The sequence below is a fragment of the Rheinheimera sp. genome (genome assembly GCF_965283995.1).
GTDB lineage: Bacteria > Pseudomonadota > Gammaproteobacteria > Enterobacterales > Alteromonadaceae > Pararheinheimera.
The window spans coordinates 714,807-732,548 of the sequence record NZ_CBDIQG010000001.1; the positions used below are offsets into that span (position 1 = coordinate 714,807).

Sequence of the window (17,742 nt, forward strand, 5' to 3'; positions counted from 1 at the left end):
TGTTATGTCGCAGATTGAACTGATCAACATTAAAAAGAATTACTTAGGTACTGAGATCGTCAAAGGTATCGACGTGACGATTAACGAAGGCGAGTTTGCCGTGATCGTCGGGCCGTCGGGTTGTGGTAAATCGACGTTACTGCGGATGATCGCCGGACTCGAGGATATCAGCAGCGGTGAGCTGAAGATTGGCGGCAAAACGATGAACCATGTGTCGCCGGACCAACGAGAAATTGCCATGGTGTTTCAGTCCTATGCGCTGTATCCGCATATGACGGTAGCCGAGAATATCGGTTTTGCCCTGGCGCTGAAAAAAGTCGACAAGGCCGAAATTCAGCAACGCGTGCTGGAAGCCGCCAAAATGCTCGAACTGGAGCATTTATTAGACCGCAAGCCAGCGGCGTTGTCTGGTGGGCAACGTCAGCGTGTGGCGATTGGCCGCGCAATCGTAAAAAGACCCAAAGTGATTTTGTTTGATGAACCGCTGTCGAATCTGGATGCAAAATTGCGGGTGCAGATGCGCACAGAGCTGATGCGGCTGCATCGCGAATTTGGCTCAACCATTGTGTATGTCACCCATGATCAGGTTGAAGCGATGACGATGGCGCAAAAGATCATTGTGTTGCATAACGGCCATGTGGCGCAGATGGGCAAACCGATGGATTTATACCGCGAACCGGATAATACCTTTGTCGCACAGTTTATTGGGGTGCCAAAAATGAATCTGTTGCGCGGTGCGCTGAATAAAGGCCAATTTGTGCTGCAATCCGGTCAAAGCTTACCGGTCTGTCCGACTTTACTTAGCAGTGTCGGCAGCAGTGAGCGTGACGGGCTACAGTTTGGCGTGCGGCCTGAACATCTGAAGCTCAGCGCGGTACAACCGGAGCAAAGTGCCTGGACTGTCGACATGGTGGAGCGGCTTGGCGTTGAGAGTTTTATCCATCTGCATAACGCGGCGCGTGACGTGCTGGTTGCCCGGATGGAAGGCGATTGTAACTGGGTCCGTGATGACCAGTTGGCGATCAGCGTTGACCCAGCGCAGTGTTATTTGTTTGATGCCGACGGCGTGCGGTTATGCGCGAAGACGGCGACAGGCGCGACGGGCCTGTGTGCCTGAAACGCGCCGGTCAGTCGTGAAGATTAATCCCGGGGTTTGAATTTAGCCCCGGGTTACCAGCGCCTGCAGTATCGCCGGCAACTGTGCCATCGTCGTAACTTCGATCACCGCGGGGTCAGGTTTAGCTTCCTGATAACGGTTCAAAAACACCGTACGACAACCTGCCGCCAGGCCCGCTTTGATGCCGGGTACGCTGTCTTCAATCACAATACAATGCTGCGGCGCTGTACCCAGTGCAGCAGCGGCATATTGGTACAGGCCGCCATCCGGCTTAAAACAATTGATGTCATAACCGCTGAACACCCGGTCGGCAAAATAGTGGCTCAGGCCGCAGATTTGCAGCGCCTGACGGATTTTTGCCTGTGGCCCGTTACTGACTACGGCCAGCTGCATTCCGGCCGCAGTAGCCCAGTCCAGTGCGGCCACCACGCCGGCGATCGGGCGTAATTGCGCGGCAAATAAATCACTGACCAAACGCCGGTATTGCGCTTCACTGTCTAAAGGCAGCTGTACCGCAAAGCGGCTGGAAAGCTGAGCAAAAATCTCTGCCAGCTTGCCGCCGCGATAATCGCGCACCAACAAGCCGACATCCACCTCAACGCCAGCCTGCGCCAGCATAGTGGCGAGCGCCTGATTGCACAGCCATTCGCTGTCAACCAGAGTGCCGTCATTGTCAAACAGCAGCGTGGTCATTGTGACGGCTGCTGTGCGGCGGGTTCAGCTGACATTTGTAGCTCGAGCACGCCACCGGCCATGATCTCGCTATGCAGCAGATGCGTGCGATTGAGCAACTGGCCATTGAGCTTGATCTGACTGATGTAAGGCCGGTCAGCGCCATTATTCAGTGTTTTAATACAGAAGCGCCGCTCAGCGGATAGTTGCAGGCAAGCTTCATCGAATAATGGGCTACCCAGCTGATAAACAGGGTCTGCTTCCAGACCACCGCTCAGCTGAAACAACCCAAGCTTCAATAACACAGCGAGGCTGCCCATCAGGCCCTGATCCTCATCACCATTGTAACCACGTTGTGGCGTCAAATGGCTGTAGACCGTATCGCTGATACGGCGTGACCAGAATTGGGTTTTTTCAGGAGCGCCCGCTGCGGCGAAAATAAAAGCCGTCTGGATACTGGGCTGATTGCCATAGTTAATCGGCGTGCGGCGATACTCAGGATGCCCTTCCTGCGCATGCGCGGTACCGGCGGTAAAATCCTGTTTGGCGGCTTGCTGAAATGCTTGCTCGAGGCGATTTACCAACGCCGTTTTACCGCCCATGACATCAGCCAGCCCATCGATATCATGCGGCACAAACCAGGTCGCCTGTGCGGCGTTCGATTCGATAAAACCGGCTTCGTATTCCAGCGGATCAAACGGCGTGCGCCAGTTGCCATTGATTTCCTTTGGCCGGATAAAACCAGTTTTGGTGTCATACAGATTTCGCCAGTTCTGGCTGCGCTGTAGGAACTTGGTCGCGACATTTTGATCACCAGCCTTTTTCGCCAGCTGCGCGAGGGCAAAATCCTGATAGGCATATTCGAGGGTTTGACCGCCGCCGCGCCGGTGGCTGCCGTAATTGCTTTCTGTTTCCGGCAACGGGTAGGGCACATAACCGCGTTCAAGGTAATAACCTAAGCCTCCGCCGTTGGCGCTATAGTGTTCGTAACCGGCTTTAGCCATCAGACCGGCTGCACTGTGATTTTTCTGCAGCATCGGTAGCAGTTCGCTGGCCGGCGTTTGCAGCAAGCCTTTTTGTGCCAGCGAGACTAAAAACGGCGTCATCGGTACGCCTGGCATCACGAGCGTATCCTGACCGCCGGACGGGCCGCGTGGGATTAAGCCAAAATCGCGGCCGTACTGGATCAGGCTTTCGCCAAGAGCAGTCGCGGCTTGCGGGTACACCAGAGGCCACAAAGTCGCGATAGTCCACTGCGCGCCCCAGAATGAATCGGAGTTGTGCATGGCAAAGCGCGGTTGTCCTTGTGCGTTAAGCGGTAGCTGACGAACTTTGGCGCTTTGGCCGGATAAATCCATATATTGGCCGTTGACGTCTGAGACCAGACGCCGGCCTTGCAGTGCGTGCCAGAGATCGGTGTAAAAACGGCGTTGCTGGGTCAGGCTGCCACCTGTGATGCGAACGCGCGCCAGCGCCTGGTTCCACTGTGCATAAGCGTCGGCACTGGTTTTAGCAAAATCCCAACCGGCTAATTCGCTTTGCAGATTCAGCTTGGCGTTGTCGGCCGAGACATAAGAAAAGCCTGCTTTCACTGATACCTGGCGGTCACTACTATTAAAGCTGACCCGCAAACCAGCATCATCACCGCTGATGCCATTGACGTTGGCAAACTGCTGGTCGGCACGCCAGGCGTCGAGCTGTTGCACCGGTGTCGAAAAGGCCAGATGGAAATACACTTTGACCGGCTTCACGCGCCGTTCAGTGCCCTGATTGGTAATAAAACCGGCCAGGTGATGCTGGTCAATTTGCCAGACTTCGGCATGTCCGAGTCTGGACGGTCCTTGCACGCCGCCGAGCTGCAGCAGTAATTGTTGTGGCTGGCCGGGCTGATATTGGTAGCGGGAAAAACCAACCCGAGATGTGGCTGTCAGTTCAACGCCAATGCCGTAACGCTTAAGGTGAAGTTGATGGTAACCGGGCCGAACGATTTCATTGTCATGGGAAAAAGCCGAGGCATAATCGACTTGCTGTGCGGATAAAGGCCTGCGATCTGACACCGGCATCAGCGACAGACCTGCCAATTGCCATTCGTGAATATGGTTAAAACCTTTGACGGTGCTTTCATCATAACGATAGCCGCTGCCCCATTCGCCGTTCAGCGCCGTATCGGGAAATAAACTGACCATGCCAAAAGGCCGCGCCGCCGAAGAGAAGTAAAACCAGCGACTATTCGCCGTATCTAAAAACGGATAGACCAACGCTGCCGGTTCAGCAACTGCAGGCGCCAGCGTTGGCTCGGTTTGCGTAGTATGAGCTTGCGCTGTATCAGTTTGCGCTGCGGGTACGGCGGCAGCTTGTAACCACAGTAACGAGCAGAAGATCCGGCCAACAACCAGTCGGGCAGTTTGATAATTCGGGACAGGCATGTGCCAGCTCCATAAAAGAATATCCGCTGGTTATAGCAATTGGCCTGTCCAATTGCAATATGGTCTGTCCAATTGGAGCGAGGTAAGTCCGCTTGTAGCCGCATTGACCACTGAGTTGTAGTGAAAGCTGAGCCGCAGCCTTATTCACCAATCAACAACACATAAGCTTCGGTAACCTGCGCGATATGCGATTGCATCGCTGCCTTGGCACCTGCGGCATCGCGCCGGCTTAAACACAAATAGATTTTTTCATGGGCTTCGATGTTGGGGCCTGCAACCTGGCGGCGGATCTTCTCGGCAAATAACTGACTGAGCTCCGAGCTTTCACGCAGCGCCCACAGCCATTCGATCATCGACTGCAAGGCACTGTTGCGGGTGGCACTGGCGATCAGCTGGTGGAATTTGCCGTCAAAAGTCTCAGCCTCGGCCGATCTTTGTTGCGCCACCAAACTAATCATTTGCGTCAGATAAGCTTTGAGTTTCAAAAGTTCTTCATTGCTGATGCGCTCTGCAGCGAGGGCGGCGGCGTCGCCTTCTAACAATAAACGCGCTTCCATAATCTCCAGCGGACCCGGCGCGTTTTCTGCTAACAGCGAACTTTTCAGGCTGGCTTCCTGCAACACATAAACACCTGAACCCGGCCGGATATCGACCAGACCTGACACTTCCAATGCGATCAGCGCCTCGCGCACCGTCTGACGGCTGACATCATATTGCTGGGCTAAATCACGCTCCGCCGGCAAACGCATACCGGGTTTAAGCTCGCTGGCATTGATTTGCTGCGCCAGTTTATCGGCGATTTGCAGATAAAGTCTGGAGTTGGATGTTTGGGCCTGGCGACTGCCAGCCAGTGAAAGATGGGTGTTGTCGTTCATGAGTTTCCGTAGAAGTGGTTTGACCAAAAATTTATTGTTGCAAATTGGCCTGTCCAGATGTAAGTTAAATCCAACAGGCTTGACCAATTTAGCTGTGAGACGACGTTGACGCAACTTCTGTGCATAAACATCGATAGCGGTCAGACCAGATAGAATTTTAGTGCCCGGCTGCTGTACGGCTTTTTTGCAGGCAGCGGTAACAGAATGCCAGCGGTGGCAGCGTCACCGGATGTCGCAGCGGGGCGAAGACCAGCAGTAAAAAGCAGTTCCAATGGCGGAATTTCAGAGGATCCAGATGAAAATCATTGATGCGAAAGTCATTATTACCTGTCCAGACCGTAACTTTGTCACGGTGAAAATCACCACGGATCAGGGGCTGTATGGCATCGGTGATGCGACATTAAACGGCCGCGAGCTGGCGGTCGCCAGTTACCTGCAGGACCACCTGATCCCTTGTCTGATTGGCCGTGACGCCAGCCGTATTGAAGATATCTGGCAATTTTTCTATCGTGGCGCTTACTGGCGCCGTGGTCCGGTTGGCATGACCGCGATTGCCGCTATAGACGTGGCGCTGTGGGATATCAAAGCCAAAGCCGCCAATATGCCGCTGTATCAGTTGCTGGGTGGACGTAGCCGTGACGGCATTATGGTATATGGCCACGCCAACGGCAGCACTATCGCGGAAACGGTGGCGGAAGTGGGCCGTTATATTGACATGGGCTACAAGGCTATCCGCGCCCAGACCGGCGTGCCGGGTCTTGCCAGCACTTATGGGGTGTCGAAAGACAAAATGTATTACGAGCCGGCCGACAATGACTTGCCGTCTGAAAACGTCTGGTCCACCAGCAAGTATCTCAATAGTGTGCCGGAACTGTTTAAAGTACTGCGTGAAACTTATGGTTATGACCACCATCTGCTGCACGATACGCACCACCGCCTGACACCGATTGAAGCGGCGCAGCTTGGTAAGTCGCTGGAACCGTATAAATTATTCTGGTTAGAAGATGCGGTGCCAGCCGAATTGCAGGAAGGTTTCCGTTTGTTCCGTCATCACACCACTACGCCAATCGCTGTGGGGGAAGTTTTCGCATCAATCCATGATTGCCAGCAATTAATCAGCGAGCAGCTGATTGACTATATCCGTACCACTATTGTCCATGGCGGCGGTATTACGCATCTGCGCCGCATTGCGCATCTGGCTGAGCTGTATCACGTCCGCACCGGCTTCCATGGCGCCACCGACTTAAGCCCAATCACGATGGGCGCGGCGCTACATTTTGATACCTGGGTGCCAAATTTCGGTATCCAGGAGTATATGCGCCACACCGAGGCCACCGACGAAGTGTTCCCGCATGACTATCACTTCGCCAACGGCTACTTGTATGCAGGTGAAAAACCGGGCCATGGCGTGGATATCGACGAAAAACTGGCGGCCAAATATCCGTACAAACGCGCTTATCTGCCGGTCAACCGGTTAGAAGATGGCACCATGTATAACTGGTAAAGACGCGGCCAGAGCCGGCGGTTCAGGCCGGCGCTGCAACAACACAAGATTGGTGACAAAAAACGGGAAGTGACTGCTGATGCAAAGTCAAACCACTGAATTCTATCAAGCTGGATTTATCCGCCAGCATTGCCGCGATATCCTCGGGTTTTATGACCCGCGGGTGATAGATCCGGCCGGTGGCTATTTCCAGAATTATTATGATGACGGCAGTTTGTTTGCGCCGGGCTTTCGTCAGTTAGTCAGCAGTACCCGTTTGATTGTCAATTACGCCAGAGCCAGCCGTGAACTGGCCGGCCATGACGATCCTTTGCTTGCCGAACCATTGCTTGCAGAAAAATACCGCGCTTACGCCAGGCATGGCCTGCAGTACCTTGAACACTGTCATTTTCAGCGCGACAGCCAAACTTACGCCTGGACTTTGCAGGGCCATCAGGTCCAGTCCAATACGCAGCAGGCTTATGGTTATGCTTTTGTGCTGTTGGCCTACGCCCATGTTCAGCTCGCTGCGGTGGCTGATGTCAGTAGTCAGTTGCAACAAACCTGGGATTTGCTGGAACAACGCTTCTGGCAGCCTGAGTATGGCCTTTACGCTGATGAGCTCAGTAGCGACGGCGTATTAAGTAGCTACCGCGGTCAAAACGCCAATATGCATTTATGTGAAGCGATGCTGGCTGCCTATCAGGCAACTCGTCAATCCCGCTATCTGCAACGTGCGCAGTTGCTGGCCCATAATATTACCGGCCGCCAGGCGGCACTCAGTGGCGGCCAGGTGTGGGAACATTACACGCCGCAGTTTCAGCTGGATCTTGAATACAACAAAAACGACCCGAAAAATTTATACCGGCCCTGGGGCTTCCAACCGGGGCATCAGACTGAATGGGCGAAGTTGTTGTTGCAACTACACCGGTTAGCGCCGGACCCAGCGCTGGTCAGCCGCGCCGCTGAATTATTTGACCGTGCATTTGCGCTGGCCTGGGATCACGAACATGGTGGTTTGGTGTATGGCTACGACCTGAACGGTCAATGGTGTGACGACGACAAGTACTTCTGGGTACAAGCCGAGAGTATGGCCGCCGCCGCTTTGTTGTTTCAAACGACGGCCGAGCCGAAGTATCTCGCACAATATAACCAGCTGTGGGCTTACTGCTGGGCGCATTTTGTCGACCATCAGCACGGAGCCTGGTTTCGCGTGCTGGGCAGACAGAATCAGAAATTATCGAATGAAAAAAGCAGTGCCGGCGCCAAGTGTGACTATCACACCTTGTGTGCCTGTCTGGATGTGCTGACTGGGTTCTGACGACCGCAAGGTTAACAGATCCGGCAAGGTATCAACCTGTGTGGCTGAGAGCTAGTGGTCCTCAGTTTGACGATGAAACGGGTGAAATACCGGAATGAAATCAGGCTGGTTTGACGCTGTCTTTGGCAGGAATTCGTCACCGGTCGAAACTGTGGTAAAAAAAACGTCATTTCTGACACCGGTGTCATCAGCTTTTCATCTGCTGAATTGACACTGGTCTGAACAGACGAAAGAAAAAACACAACACAAACAGGGGTAGATATGTACAAACAGCAGAAAACAGCGGTCGCGCTTGCCGTGATCACTGCACTGGGCGCCGCGTTCAGCGCAGGTGCCCAGCAAAGCAACCAGACCAAGGCTGATGAAACTGAAGTGATTGAAGTCAAAGGCTTCCGCGATTCAGTGATTAAAGCCAAAGATTTAAAACGTGAAGCCATGGTGGCACAAGATTCCATCGTGGCTGAAGACATTGCTGATTTCCCGGATCAGAACCTGGCAGACTCGCTGCAGCGGGTGCCAGGTATTGCCATCACGCGGGAAGGCGGGGAAGGCCGGCAAATTTCTCTGCGTGGTTTAGGCCCCGATTTCACCCGGGTCCAGGTCAATGGCATGGAAGCGCTGGGGACTTCATCGTCACCAATGGACAGCCGCGGTGCGGTCGGCCGTTCGCGAGCTTTTGATTTTAATATCTTTGCGTCTGAACTGTTTAATCAGATCGACGTGAAGAAATCCTACTCGGCCGATCAGGAAGAAGGTGGCATCGGTGGTATCGTCAATTTACGCACAGCAAAACCATTTGACTATGACGGATTTCAGGGCGCAGTAGCAGGTCAGGTCGGCAGCAATTCCAATTCTGATTCGACCAAACCCCGTCTGGCGGCCATGGTGTCAAACACCTGGGGCAAATTTGGTGCTTTAGCCTCAGTCGCGTATAGCCAGAAAGAATCCTCGGAAGTTGGTTACAACACTATCCGCTGGCGTCAGGTGGCAAACAGTAACATCGGCAGCGGTGTTGATGCAGATACTGCCGCTAAAATAAAAGCTGGTCAGGTCTGGTTTGCCCGCGGCAACCGCTACTCAATGTGGAATAACGAGCAGGAACGGCTGGGTCTGACGGCCGCTTTTCAATACCGGCCAAGTGATGATTTAAAATTTGCGCTCGATATCATGCATGGCAAACTGGAAAATGAAGGTGATGAGCACCACATCTCGACTGGTGGCGCCAGCAGTACGGCATTTGGTAGACTGGAAGAGATTAAAACCATTGATAATAATGGTGATATTGAGGCTGTTTATGCCCGCTTCAGCAACGTGGTGACCCGTACTGAAAACCGCTCTGATTTGAATAGCACCACCTTTGACCAGGTGACGTTCAGCACAAACTGGCAAGCGACCGATAAACTCGGCGTCGTTTTCCAGTTAGGCACCAGCTCATCGGATTATGAACAACCACGTGTCGACAAAGTCAACCTGACGCGGACCGGTGGTACTTTAACCACAGATTTTACTCAGGACCGTTTCTACGGCATCAACACTTATGACTTTGACCCGGCAGCGACCGCTGGCTGGACTGTCAATGACCTGTATTTCCGCGAAGACTATATCAGCAACGATTTTGACAATGCCAAAGTCGACTTTGATTATGCGTTGACCGACACCAGCACGTTAACCTTCGGTGCAAACTATAAAAAGTTCTCGAACGTTGGGGAAAACCGCGAAGATGCCGGTTATGTGCAAAGCCGGGCAACACCACTGAATAGCGGTGTGAAAACCATTAACGCCGATGTCGTCAATGTGTTTAATCACCCGAATATGGCCTGGTTACAGGCTGATGTGGACGCGTTGCAGAAGTTCTATGGCATCCATGATCTGGCGCTTGGCACTGATAAAATTATTCAGACCAACTCTTATACTGTCGAAGAAGAAAGCAGCAGTTTGTACAGCCAATATGCCTGGGATGGCATGCTCGCCGGTAAACCACTGCGCGCGATGATCGGTGCGCGCTACTACAAAACTGACCTGACTTCGATTGGTGTATCAAAAGGTCTGCCAGTGGAAATCAGCCGGGACTATTCCGGTGTACTGCCCACGTTAAATCTGGTCTACGAACTGGAAGACGATTTACTGGTTCGTTTTGGCGCCAGCAAAAACTTAACCCGACCGTCTTTAAGTGCGATTTCAGTGTCTGCCAACGTGGCACAAATGACCGGCTCACCCGGTGAAGTCGGTAAAATCACCGTCGGTAACCCTAATCTGCAACCGTTTGAATCGGTGAACTTCGATTTGGCGTTAGAGAAGTACTACGAAGGTGTCGGTTCGTTATCTGCTGCGGTGTTTAAAAAGGACATCGAAAACTTTATCGTCACTGAAGTCACTACGATGAAATACAGCGACACCGGTTTACCAGCAGCGTTGCTGCCAAACGGTGCCACTATTGATTCGTTGTTTGATGTGACGTCACCGCAAAACTCAGATAAATCAGCGATTAAAGGTGCGGAGCTTGCTTTCCAGCGCGATCTGGATTTCCTGCCGGAGCCATTTAATCAATTGGGTGTGATCGCCAACTATACCTGGGTGGACGGTACAGCGTTGTATCGTAACGTGCAGGGCACTGGCAAAACGCAGGAAAAGAGTTTCCCAGGGCTGTCAAAAAACAGCTACAACCTGACGTTTTATTATGAAACTGACAAATTTGGCGCTCGCATCGCAGCGGCGCACCGTGCTGACTATATCAGCGTGGTGGAAGGCGGGTTACGCGACGAGGATGAACGTGGTTTCCATGCCACTACTTTTGTCGATTTCTCCGCGTTTTATCAGTTCTCAGAAAACCTGAAATTCACTGTGGAAGGGATTAACCTGACGAACCAGCGCGAAGAACAATATAGTGACTCGAATGACCGTCCGTACAACACTACCACCAGTGGCCGGACTTACAGTGCGGGTTTCAGCTACAAGTTCTGATGCCTGATATTAAACAAAAGCCCTGCAGGTGACTGCAGGGCTTTTTTATGTCCAGGGATGGACGCCATTCGCTCTGTGAGTAGCAAATGCAGGCACGTGGTACCCAGTACGTGGTACCCAGTACGTGGTACCCAGTACGTGGTACCCAGTACGTGGTACCCAGTACGTGGTATCCAGAGCTTTGTGGCGCTGGCCAGGTTATGGTTTTAGTTTCAGTTCGTCTTTGACACTTTTTACGCCTTCCACATCGCGGGTGATGGCAACTAACTGACTAATTTGCAGCTGTGTATCGACAGTGCCAGTCAGATGGACATCGCCTTTAGTGGTGACGACACCGATGTCAAATCCACTCAGTGCATTGTCCATGGCGATGGCAGATTTGACCCGGTTGGTTATATCGGTATCGACCGCCGGCGTGCCGCCGACTTCTCGGGTGATATCAACACTGGTTTTGTCTTTGGTTTGCGCCGACACCGGCGGGACAGTACACAGCAGAACTGCCAGTACTGGGATTAAGCTACGACGCAAAATGTGACTGATGTGCGGTTGAAAGTTCATCTGATGCTCCGGGTTGGCTGGGTAGTCGAAGCCTTTATTTTACAGAGACCATGCAGGATCTCCGTTCGCCAACGTACGCAAAGCGAAATGAGTGGTTGTTATCCTGCTGCGGTGTGGAGATGGCTGAGTTGTCAGCAGTAGCCAGATTGATACAGTTGGATCGTTACACTATCTTCCAGCTGATTTTTCTCTGCATCAGCCACAGCGTTCTAGTAACAATGCAATGCCCTGACCGCCGCCGATACACAAGGTGATGAGCGCAAACTGCGCATCAAGACGTTCCAGTTCATACAGAGCTTTCACCACCAGCAGCGCACCGGTCGCACCAACTGGATGTCCCAATGCTATAGCGCCGCCATTCGGATTGACCCGCGCCGGGTCCAGTCCAAGAGTACGACTGACGGCCAGTGCTTGCGCAGCAAAAGCTTCATTCGATTCAATCACGGCGATATCGGCCAGACCAACTCCAGATTGTTGCAGTAGCCGCTGCACCGCCGGGATCGGGCCTAAACCCATCATCGATGGTTCTACGCCGGCAAAAGCACAGCTATGTAAGCGGGCTCTGCTTTGCAGTCCATGCGCACGGGCGTATGTTTTAGTCGCGAGCACCAGAGCTGCCGCGCCGTCATTCAGGCCGGATGCATTGCCGGCGGTGACGATGCCGTCGCGCAGAAAAGCTGGTTTTAATTGCGCCAGGCTTACCAGCGTTGTATCGGCACGTGGATGTTCATCTTCGGTAAACAGAAATTCGCCTTGTTTGCCGGCGAGTGTAACTGGGGCGATTTGCGCGGAAAAGTAGCCTTGTTGCTGTGCCCGGACCGCCCGTTGCTGGCTCTGCAGGGCAAATTGATCAAGTTCAGTCCGGCTGAACTGATAGTGCTTCGCGATATTCTCAGCGGTGACACCCATATGGCCGCTGCCAAAAGGGTCGGTCAGAATGCCCAGCGTCAAATCGGTCACAGCGCTGTGGCCAAGTCGCAGACCTTTGCGCACCCCGGGCAGTAAAAATGCGCCCTGTGACATCGATTCGGCACCACCACACAAGGCGAGTTGTTGCGGCGCCTGATCGCCGGAGAGCATCAGCTGTTGCGCGGCACTGAGCACCGCCTGCAAGCCAGAGCCGCATAACCGGTTCACCTGAAACGCATCACTGTGCACTGGCATCCCGCAATTGAGAGCAATATGCCGCGCCAGATAAACATCGGCAGCGCTGGTGGTAATAATATGACCAAACACTGAGCTGGCGATATCGCTGGCCGGAACAGCGGCGCGGGCAATCGCCGCCTGCGCAGCAACAGTGCCAAGCTGCGCCGGTGTTTGACCCGACAAGCTGCCGGCAAAACTACCAATCGGCGTGCGCGCAGCGCTGAGAATAACAATATCGGACAATTGCATAGCCAGAGTGCCTCACAAATCACAAGGCCATCATCGTTACACAACTCAGCGGAGGCGGCTAGTCCTGCCGCCTCGCGCAACAAGCCTAGCCACGGTGATTAATCTGATATTTCGCCAACGCTTGCTGGTAACGTTCAGCGAGCTTTTTCACCGCCTGACTCGCCTGATCGGTATTCTTCGCCTGGACACTGCTATGGTCTGTCGTCTGCATCAGAGCTGACGTTTGTTTTTGCATGGTACTTGCCAAGGTCGCCTGATCTGATGCTAACCGACTAATTTGCTGATTCAGCTGCGTAATGGTTGCACTGGCTTGTAGTACTTTTCCAAGGGCTTGATTAGCTTCAGCGGTGTGTTGTTGTGATTCCAGCACGGTCTGACGATATTCGTTGTTGATATTCTCAACTAAGATCACGCCTTGTTGCAGCAAATCAATCTTCTGCCTGATCTCACTGGTACTGGCCTGAGTGCGGCTAGCGAGTGACCGGACCTCATCCGCAACCACAGCAAAACCGCGGCCTTGCTCACCGGCGCGTGCTGCTTCAATCGCTGCATTCAGCGCCAGCAGGTTGGTTTGTTCAGCAATAGCACTAATCACTTCTAAAATGCTGCCGATTTGCCCACTGGCATTGTTCAGGCCTGACATCGCCTGCGCAGATTTCTCAACGGCGTCAACCTGACGGTTTGACTGCGTAATTGCTCTTTGCAAGGCAACGCTCGCATCCTGAGTAATGCTGGCGATATGGGCACTGCTGTCACTGGCAACGATCGCATTGTCTGTGACGGCAGCTGTTTTATCTGACAGCAATGTTGCCGCATCAGTAACCTGTGCCAGTCGATCGCCGGCATCCTGCGTGGCGTGGTAACTTTGCTGGGCAAATCCGGACAGTTGATTCGACGAGGATTGCAGTTCACCGGTGATTTGGCTGATTTGATGCATCATTTGCTGGAGTTGCTCGAGTAACAAATCAAACTGACGCGCCATCTGCCCGAATTCGTCATCACTGTAGACCGCAAAACGTTTGGTCAGATCGCCATCACCGCTGGTGATCGCTGAGATCGCTGCGTGGGTCGCTTCAATCCGGCTGATCACCAGTCTCTGCAATAGCACGTATACCGCAGCGATAAAACACAACACCGCGATACTAAGCCAGGCGAAGGCACGGACAATTTCCCCGCGAACCACGGTATCGACTTCGGCATTATTGACGCCGGTAACAATGCTGTAGTTCCAGGGCGTGAATTGCTGTGTTTTCACCGTCCATTCGTCACTGTCTGCCAGGGCTTTTTTCAGTGCTTCAGGTTTGATATGGGACGAAGACGCCCGGACCACACCGGTCTTATCGATGAGAGCGACAAATCCCTGGTCCAATAATTTACTGTTGTTGACCAGTTCAGTCAGCTCTGCCAAATCGGCTTTGTAGCCAACGTAAGCGATACCAACCAATTCGCCATTGTTGTCTAGCAGCGGTTCATAAGCCGTGACAAAAGGATTACCTAAAATATCAACGTGCCCGTAAAAGGCTTTGATCTGGCTGACGGTTGTATAGGCAATGCCGCCCGGAGCGAGTGGGGTGCCGATAGCTCGGCCGGTAGCGGTCTGAACGTTGGTGGACACCCGGATAAACTGGTCAGCTGATTTGCTGAACAAAGTGGCGGTGCCAGCCATCATCGTGGTGTGCGAATCGACTAACTCAAAGTTATTCGCTTGCGGTTTGCCACCAATCAGTAAATCCGGCGCTTGAACGGCTCCGACAGTTGTGACGCTACCCGCTGTGATAGGACCCGAAGCTGCCAGTTGTTTTTGAAACACCCGCATGCTTGATTTAACCTGTTGAGACAACAAGGTATCGGTTAACTGCAATGAATTCAGTAACTCACGTTGCAGATTTTGTTCCTGAGTTGTCAGGCTTTGGTGTAGTTCATCGTGTGAGCGGTTCCAGATATAAGCAAAAGCCAGCAAAAGCAGCACGGCGCTTAGCGTACATAACATCACTGTAAATTTACGTTGAATGGTCATTGCGGCTCCTGGCCGGGATATTTGAGCAGTGCTAACTATAGGAGAATAGTTGCATTTATGGGGAAATCTTGAATGATTAAGTTACCCGAAGGTCACTACGCGGGGGCGGGTCTCGTTGTTCACTGAAAAGTAAAAATTTTGCACGTGCAGACAAACCGCAAAAGCTAAAACGCCGCGTAACCGGAATACGAAAATGTAATGTCTGTGAATTTTCAGATATTGGTGCGTCCTAGTGGACTCGAACCACCGACCCCCACCATGTCAAGGTGGTGCTCTAACCAACTGAGCTAAGGACGCATTTGGATGTGCTGTTTGAGAATTTGGTGCGTCCTAGTGGACTCGAACCACCGACCCCCACCATGTCAAGGTGGTGCTCTAACCAACTGAGCTAAGGACGCAACCTGTGTCATCAGCTGTGCTGACAACGGCGGCTATAGTATTTTTTGCCTCAGGTGATTGCAAGCGTTTTTTCGGTAACTTGGCTTAACCGCTGCAATTTTGCGCGTTGTCCAGACTTAATGGGGCGCATCACATTGACGCCAGCGCTGCCAGAATGCCACGTGTTCACGCAGCTGCTGTTGCAGCTGTTGTTGTGGTATTTGCAAACGTTGTTGTATTGCCGGTTGCAGAGGATGCTGCTGATAGAGTTGTAGCAATTCAGCGATGAGCTCAGTTGCGATGCCGTCCACGCGTGCTAAATCAGCTTGCACCCGCCCAATAAAGATTTGGCTCAGCAGATTTTCCCGCACTGAGCTATCGGCCTGGCACAGGTCTTTCTGCGGGACCTGCACTAAAAGCGCATTCAATGTGGCAAAAAATTGTTCAGACAACCGCAGACTATGCTGCAAATCGGCAATTAACTGGCTTTGGTACAAGGCACCCAAAGCGTTGTTGATCTGGCTGTGGCTGGCAGCCAAATAATCCTGTTTCTCAATATGTTGTCGTAGCAGGTTGAGTTGTTTTAACGCCTGTAGACTCTCAGCGAGGCCACTCTGATCTGCGGCGATCCCGCGTTGACTGCCGCCGAGTTGCTGGCGCAGGGTCTGGTCACGGCTAAGCAGATTGGCAAACACCGCTGGCAGTTGCTGTTGTTTTTGCAGGTAAATCTGCTGCAGTGTCGTTTGCAATTCAGGCGCTAGCTGGTTCACCAGTGCAGGGGATTTCAGACAGTTGCCGAGCTTTAGCAGCAGCTTTAATTCATATTGCAGCACTGATGCGTCGGTTTGAACTTTGCCAAGGCTGTTATTGCGCTCTGCAATCAGGGTTTCTAAATCACAGATATCGAGGGCCAGCATATCGGTTAAATCGATTGTGGCGGCAGGGATGGCAAGACTGAGCGTGCGGATGTCTGGCAGCGGTGTGACTGCAGTTTTACTGAGTTGGCTGGCGTCCGGTTCCAGCGGCACTGCCACTACCCGTTGTAGTCTCGCCTGATAATCACTGAGCATCGTTTCCGGATGTGGCTGGCAGGCACTCAGCACGACCGCCGTCAGGACAGTGCCAAGGTGCCGGCTCAATCGTTTAATGAAGCATAGTGCTTTGATGCGGCTCTGCCGGTTGCCAGCTGCCATCTTCCATCCGTTTCAGTTGCCAGACTAATAACTGGCCAAGTAAGACTGCTGCGACAGTCAGGCCAATAATGATCCCAACCCAGAAGCCCTGTGCACCCATCGGCGCCACCAGCCAGTCGGTTAAACCCAATACGCAGCCAAGGCCAAAACCGATGGGCCAATACGCGATTAAAGTAATATAAAAAATAGGTTTGGTGTATTTCAGGCCCCGCAACGTGCAACTACAAATCACCTGCACGGCATCTGACAGCTGGTAAAAACAGGCCAGAATCAGAATTGCTGCGGCCAGTTCTAATACTGCAGGGTCTGTGCTGTATTGCGCAGCAACCCAATGCCTTGCCAGCAGCGTCAATAAGGCGATCCCTATCGCCAGTAGCAGACCAATCTGGATTGCGGTCGCGATGGCTTTGCGCAGCTCTTTGACGTCACTGGCACCGGCCAGGTGACCGACGCGAATAGTCGTTGCAAGGCCAATACTCAGTGGCAACATAAACACCATTGAACAGAAATTATTGGCGATTTGGTGCGCCGCCACCACAGTTGGACCTAAGTGCGCGATCATCAGCGGAATACAGGTAAACAGGGACACTTCAAAGAAAAAAGCAAAAGCGACCGGTGTGCCTAAAGCGACGATTTGCCATATTTGCGCCCAGTCTGGCCGGTAAGAATGCAGGCGGGCACGGACAAAAGCGGTGCGACGACCAAATGCGGCATAACCGAGTAAAGTCAGGAACATCGCGACAAACACCAGACTGGTTGCCAGGCCACAACCAGCGCCGCCTAAGGCAGGCATGCCGAATTTGCCGTAGATAAACACATAGTTGGCGGGAATATTCACCAGAATGCCGACAAAACTGATCCACATCGCCGCTTTGGTGTATCCAATCCCCTCATACAAGTTGCGCAGGATCATATAGCCGGCGGCGGGAAAAATGCCCCAGGCGATGTAGCCGAGATAAGCCAGCGCTTTTTGCCGCAGTTCATCATCCATCTGCATCAGGCTCAGTGGGATGTCGATAAACTGCATGCCAGCAAAAATCAAAAAAGACAATAACAGCGCCAGTAAACCGCCCTGATAAGTTGCAGGCAGGATTTCTTTGTGGCGGCCGGCGCCAAAATGCTGAGCAATAATTGGCGTTAACGCCAATAACAGGCCCTGAAAGGTCAATAAAATCGGTAACCACAATGCCGAACCGATCGCGACGGCAGCCATATCGGTCACGCCAACCTTGCCGGCCATCAGCGTATCGATGACATACATCATGGTTTGCGTCAGCTGCGCGACCATAATAGGGCCTGACAGTTTCAGAATGGTTTTTGCTTCAAAACGGGAAAAGGGTAACATT

Annotated in this window: 12 protein-coding genes and 2 tRNA genes; 4 read left to right on the forward strand and 10 right to left on the reverse strand. The window is 52.7% G+C overall.

What is annotated here, in order from left to right; genetic code table 11:
* Positions 1-4 precede the first annotated feature (4 nt).
* Complete coding sequence (locus tag ACQ66Q_RS03255) at positions 5-1,117, forward strand: ABC transporter ATP-binding protein (protein WP_430455475.1); 1,113 nt, start codon at positions 5-7, stop codon at positions 1,115-1,117.
* 42 nt (positions 1,118-1,159) lie between these two features.
* On the opposite strand, the gene ACQ66Q_RS03260 is transcribed toward ACQ66Q_RS03255, so the two are convergent.
* The 3 genes from ACQ66Q_RS03260 to ACQ66Q_RS03270 form a co-directional block, all read right to left on the reverse strand.
* A complete protein-coding gene (locus ACQ66Q_RS03260; RefSeq protein ID WP_430455476.1) occupies positions 1,160-1,810 on the reverse strand; it encodes an HAD-IA family hydrolase in 651 nt (216 codons plus the stop codon).
* Positions 1,807-4,215, reverse strand: coding sequence for a GH92 family glycosyl hydrolase (locus ACQ66Q_RS03265; protein ID WP_430455477.1), 2,409 nt, complete (start codon positions 4,213-4,215; stop codon positions 1,807-1,809). Before ACQ66Q_RS03265 ends, ACQ66Q_RS03260 begins: the two co-directional genes overlap by 4 nt.
* Positions 4,216-4,355: 140 nt before the next feature.
* Complete coding sequence (locus ACQ66Q_RS03270) at positions 4,356-5,090, reverse strand: FadR/GntR family transcriptional regulator (RefSeq protein ID WP_430455478.1); 735 nt, start codon at positions 5,088-5,090, stop codon at positions 4,356-4,358.
* A gap of 295 nt (positions 5,091-5,385) precedes the next feature.
* Between ACQ66Q_RS03270 and manD the strand changes: the two genes are divergently transcribed.
* The 3 genes from manD (at position 5,386) to ACQ66Q_RS03285 (ending at position 10,855) form a co-directional block, all read left to right on the forward strand.
* Positions 5,386-6,594, forward strand: coding sequence for a D-mannonate dehydratase ManD (gene manD / locus ACQ66Q_RS03275; RefSeq protein ID WP_430455479.1), 1,209 nt, complete (start codon positions 5,386-5,388; stop codon positions 6,592-6,594).
* Positions 6,595-6,673: 79 nt separating this feature from the next.
* Entirely contained in the window at positions 6,674-7,894 is a 1,221-nt protein-coding gene (locus ACQ66Q_RS03280) for an AGE family epimerase/isomerase (protein WP_430455480.1), read from the forward strand.
* Positions 7,895-8,155: 261 nt separating this feature from the next.
* Positions 8,156-10,855 carry a TonB-dependent receptor gene (locus tag ACQ66Q_RS03285; RefSeq protein ID WP_430455481.1) on the forward strand — a complete coding sequence of 900 codons (2,700 nt, stop codon included), beginning with the start codon at positions 8,156-8,158 and terminating at the stop codon, positions 10,853-10,855.
* A gap of 198 nt (positions 10,856-11,053) precedes the next feature.
* Here the strand turns inward: ACQ66Q_RS03285 and ACQ66Q_RS03290 are convergent, their stop codons facing one another.
* From ACQ66Q_RS03290 to ACQ66Q_RS03320, 7 genes are all read right to left on the reverse strand, one after another.
* Positions 11,054-11,413 (reverse strand): BON domain-containing protein, encoded by a 360-nt coding sequence (locus tag ACQ66Q_RS03290; protein ID WP_430455482.1) that lies wholly within the window; start codon positions 11,411-11,413, stop codon positions 11,054-11,056.
* A 195-nt stretch (positions 11,414-11,608) separates the two neighbouring features.
* The gene (locus ACQ66Q_RS03295) at positions 11,609-12,808 is read right to left on the reverse strand and encodes an acetyl-CoA C-acyltransferase (protein ID WP_430455483.1); all 1,200 of its coding nucleotides are present in this window, start codon (positions 12,806-12,808) and stop codon (positions 11,609-11,611) included.
* An 85-nt stretch (positions 12,809-12,893) separates the two neighbouring features.
* Positions 12,894-14,825, reverse strand: a complete 1,932-nt coding sequence (locus ACQ66Q_RS03300) for a Cache 3/Cache 2 fusion domain-containing protein (protein WP_430455484.1) — start codon at positions 14,823-14,825, stop codon at positions 12,894-12,896.
* Between the two features lie 220 nt (positions 14,826-15,045).
* Positions 15,046-15,122 (reverse strand) — tRNA-Val (locus tag ACQ66Q_RS03305).
* 24 nt (positions 15,123-15,146) lie between these two features.
* Positions 15,147-15,223, reverse strand: a tRNA-Val gene (locus ACQ66Q_RS03310).
* A 117-nt stretch (positions 15,224-15,340) separates the two neighbouring features.
* Positions 15,341-16,396: a DUF3080 family protein gene (locus ACQ66Q_RS03315; RefSeq protein WP_430455485.1), complete on the reverse strand. Its 1,056-nt coding sequence runs from the start codon at positions 16,394-16,396 to the stop codon at positions 15,341-15,343.
* Positions 16,347-17,741 carry an MATE family efflux transporter gene (locus ACQ66Q_RS03320; protein ID WP_430455486.1) on the reverse strand — a complete coding sequence of 465 codons (1,395 nt, stop codon included), beginning with the start codon at positions 17,739-17,741 and terminating at the stop codon, positions 16,347-16,349. Before ACQ66Q_RS03320 ends, ACQ66Q_RS03315 begins: the two co-directional genes overlap by 50 nt.
* Between the last annotated feature and the right edge of the window lies 1 nt (position 17,742).

Excerpts from the sequence above, each read along its gene's own strand:
- ACQ66Q_RS03255 (WP_430455475.1), top strand. The coding sequence starts at position 5 with ATGTCGCAGATTGAACTGATCAACATTAAAAAGAATTACTTAGGTACT.
- ACQ66Q_RS03260 (WP_430455476.1), bottom strand. The coding sequence starts at position 1,810 with ATGACCACGCTGCTGTTTGACAATGACGGCACTCTGGTTGACAGCGAA.
- ACQ66Q_RS03265 (WP_430455477.1), bottom strand. The coding sequence starts at position 4,215 with ATGCCTGTCCCGAATTATCAAACTGCCCGACTGGTTGTTGGCCGGATC.
- ACQ66Q_RS03270 (WP_430455478.1), bottom strand. The coding sequence starts at position 5,090 with ATGAACGACAACACCCATCTTTCACTGGCTGGCAGTCGCCAGGCCCAA.
- manD (WP_430455479.1), top strand. The coding sequence starts at position 5,386 with ATGAAAATCATTGATGCGAAAGTCATTATTACCTGTCCAGACCGTAAC.
- ACQ66Q_RS03280 (WP_430455480.1), top strand. The coding sequence starts at position 6,674 with ATGCAAAGTCAAACCACTGAATTCTATCAAGCTGGATTTATCCGCCAG.
- ACQ66Q_RS03285 (WP_430455481.1), top strand. The coding sequence starts at position 8,156 with ATGTACAAACAGCAGAAAACAGCGGTCGCGCTTGCCGTGATCACTGCA.
- ACQ66Q_RS03290 (WP_430455482.1), bottom strand. The coding sequence starts at position 11,413 with ATGAACTTTCAACCGCACATCAGTCACATTTTGCGTCGTAGCTTAATC.
- ACQ66Q_RS03295 (WP_430455483.1), bottom strand. The coding sequence starts at position 12,808 with ATGCAATTGTCCGATATTGTTATTCTCAGCGCTGCGCGCACGCCGATT.
- ACQ66Q_RS03300 (WP_430455484.1), bottom strand. The coding sequence starts at position 14,825 with ATGACCATTCAACGTAAATTTACAGTGATGTTATGTACGCTAAGCGCC.
- ACQ66Q_RS03315 (WP_430455485.1), bottom strand. The coding sequence starts at position 16,396 with ATGGCAGCTGGCAACCGGCAGAGCCGCATCAAAGCACTATGCTTCATT.
- ACQ66Q_RS03320 (WP_430455486.1), bottom strand. The coding sequence starts at position 17,741 with ATGTTACCCTTTTCCCGTTTTGAAGCAAAAACCATTCTGAAACTGTCA.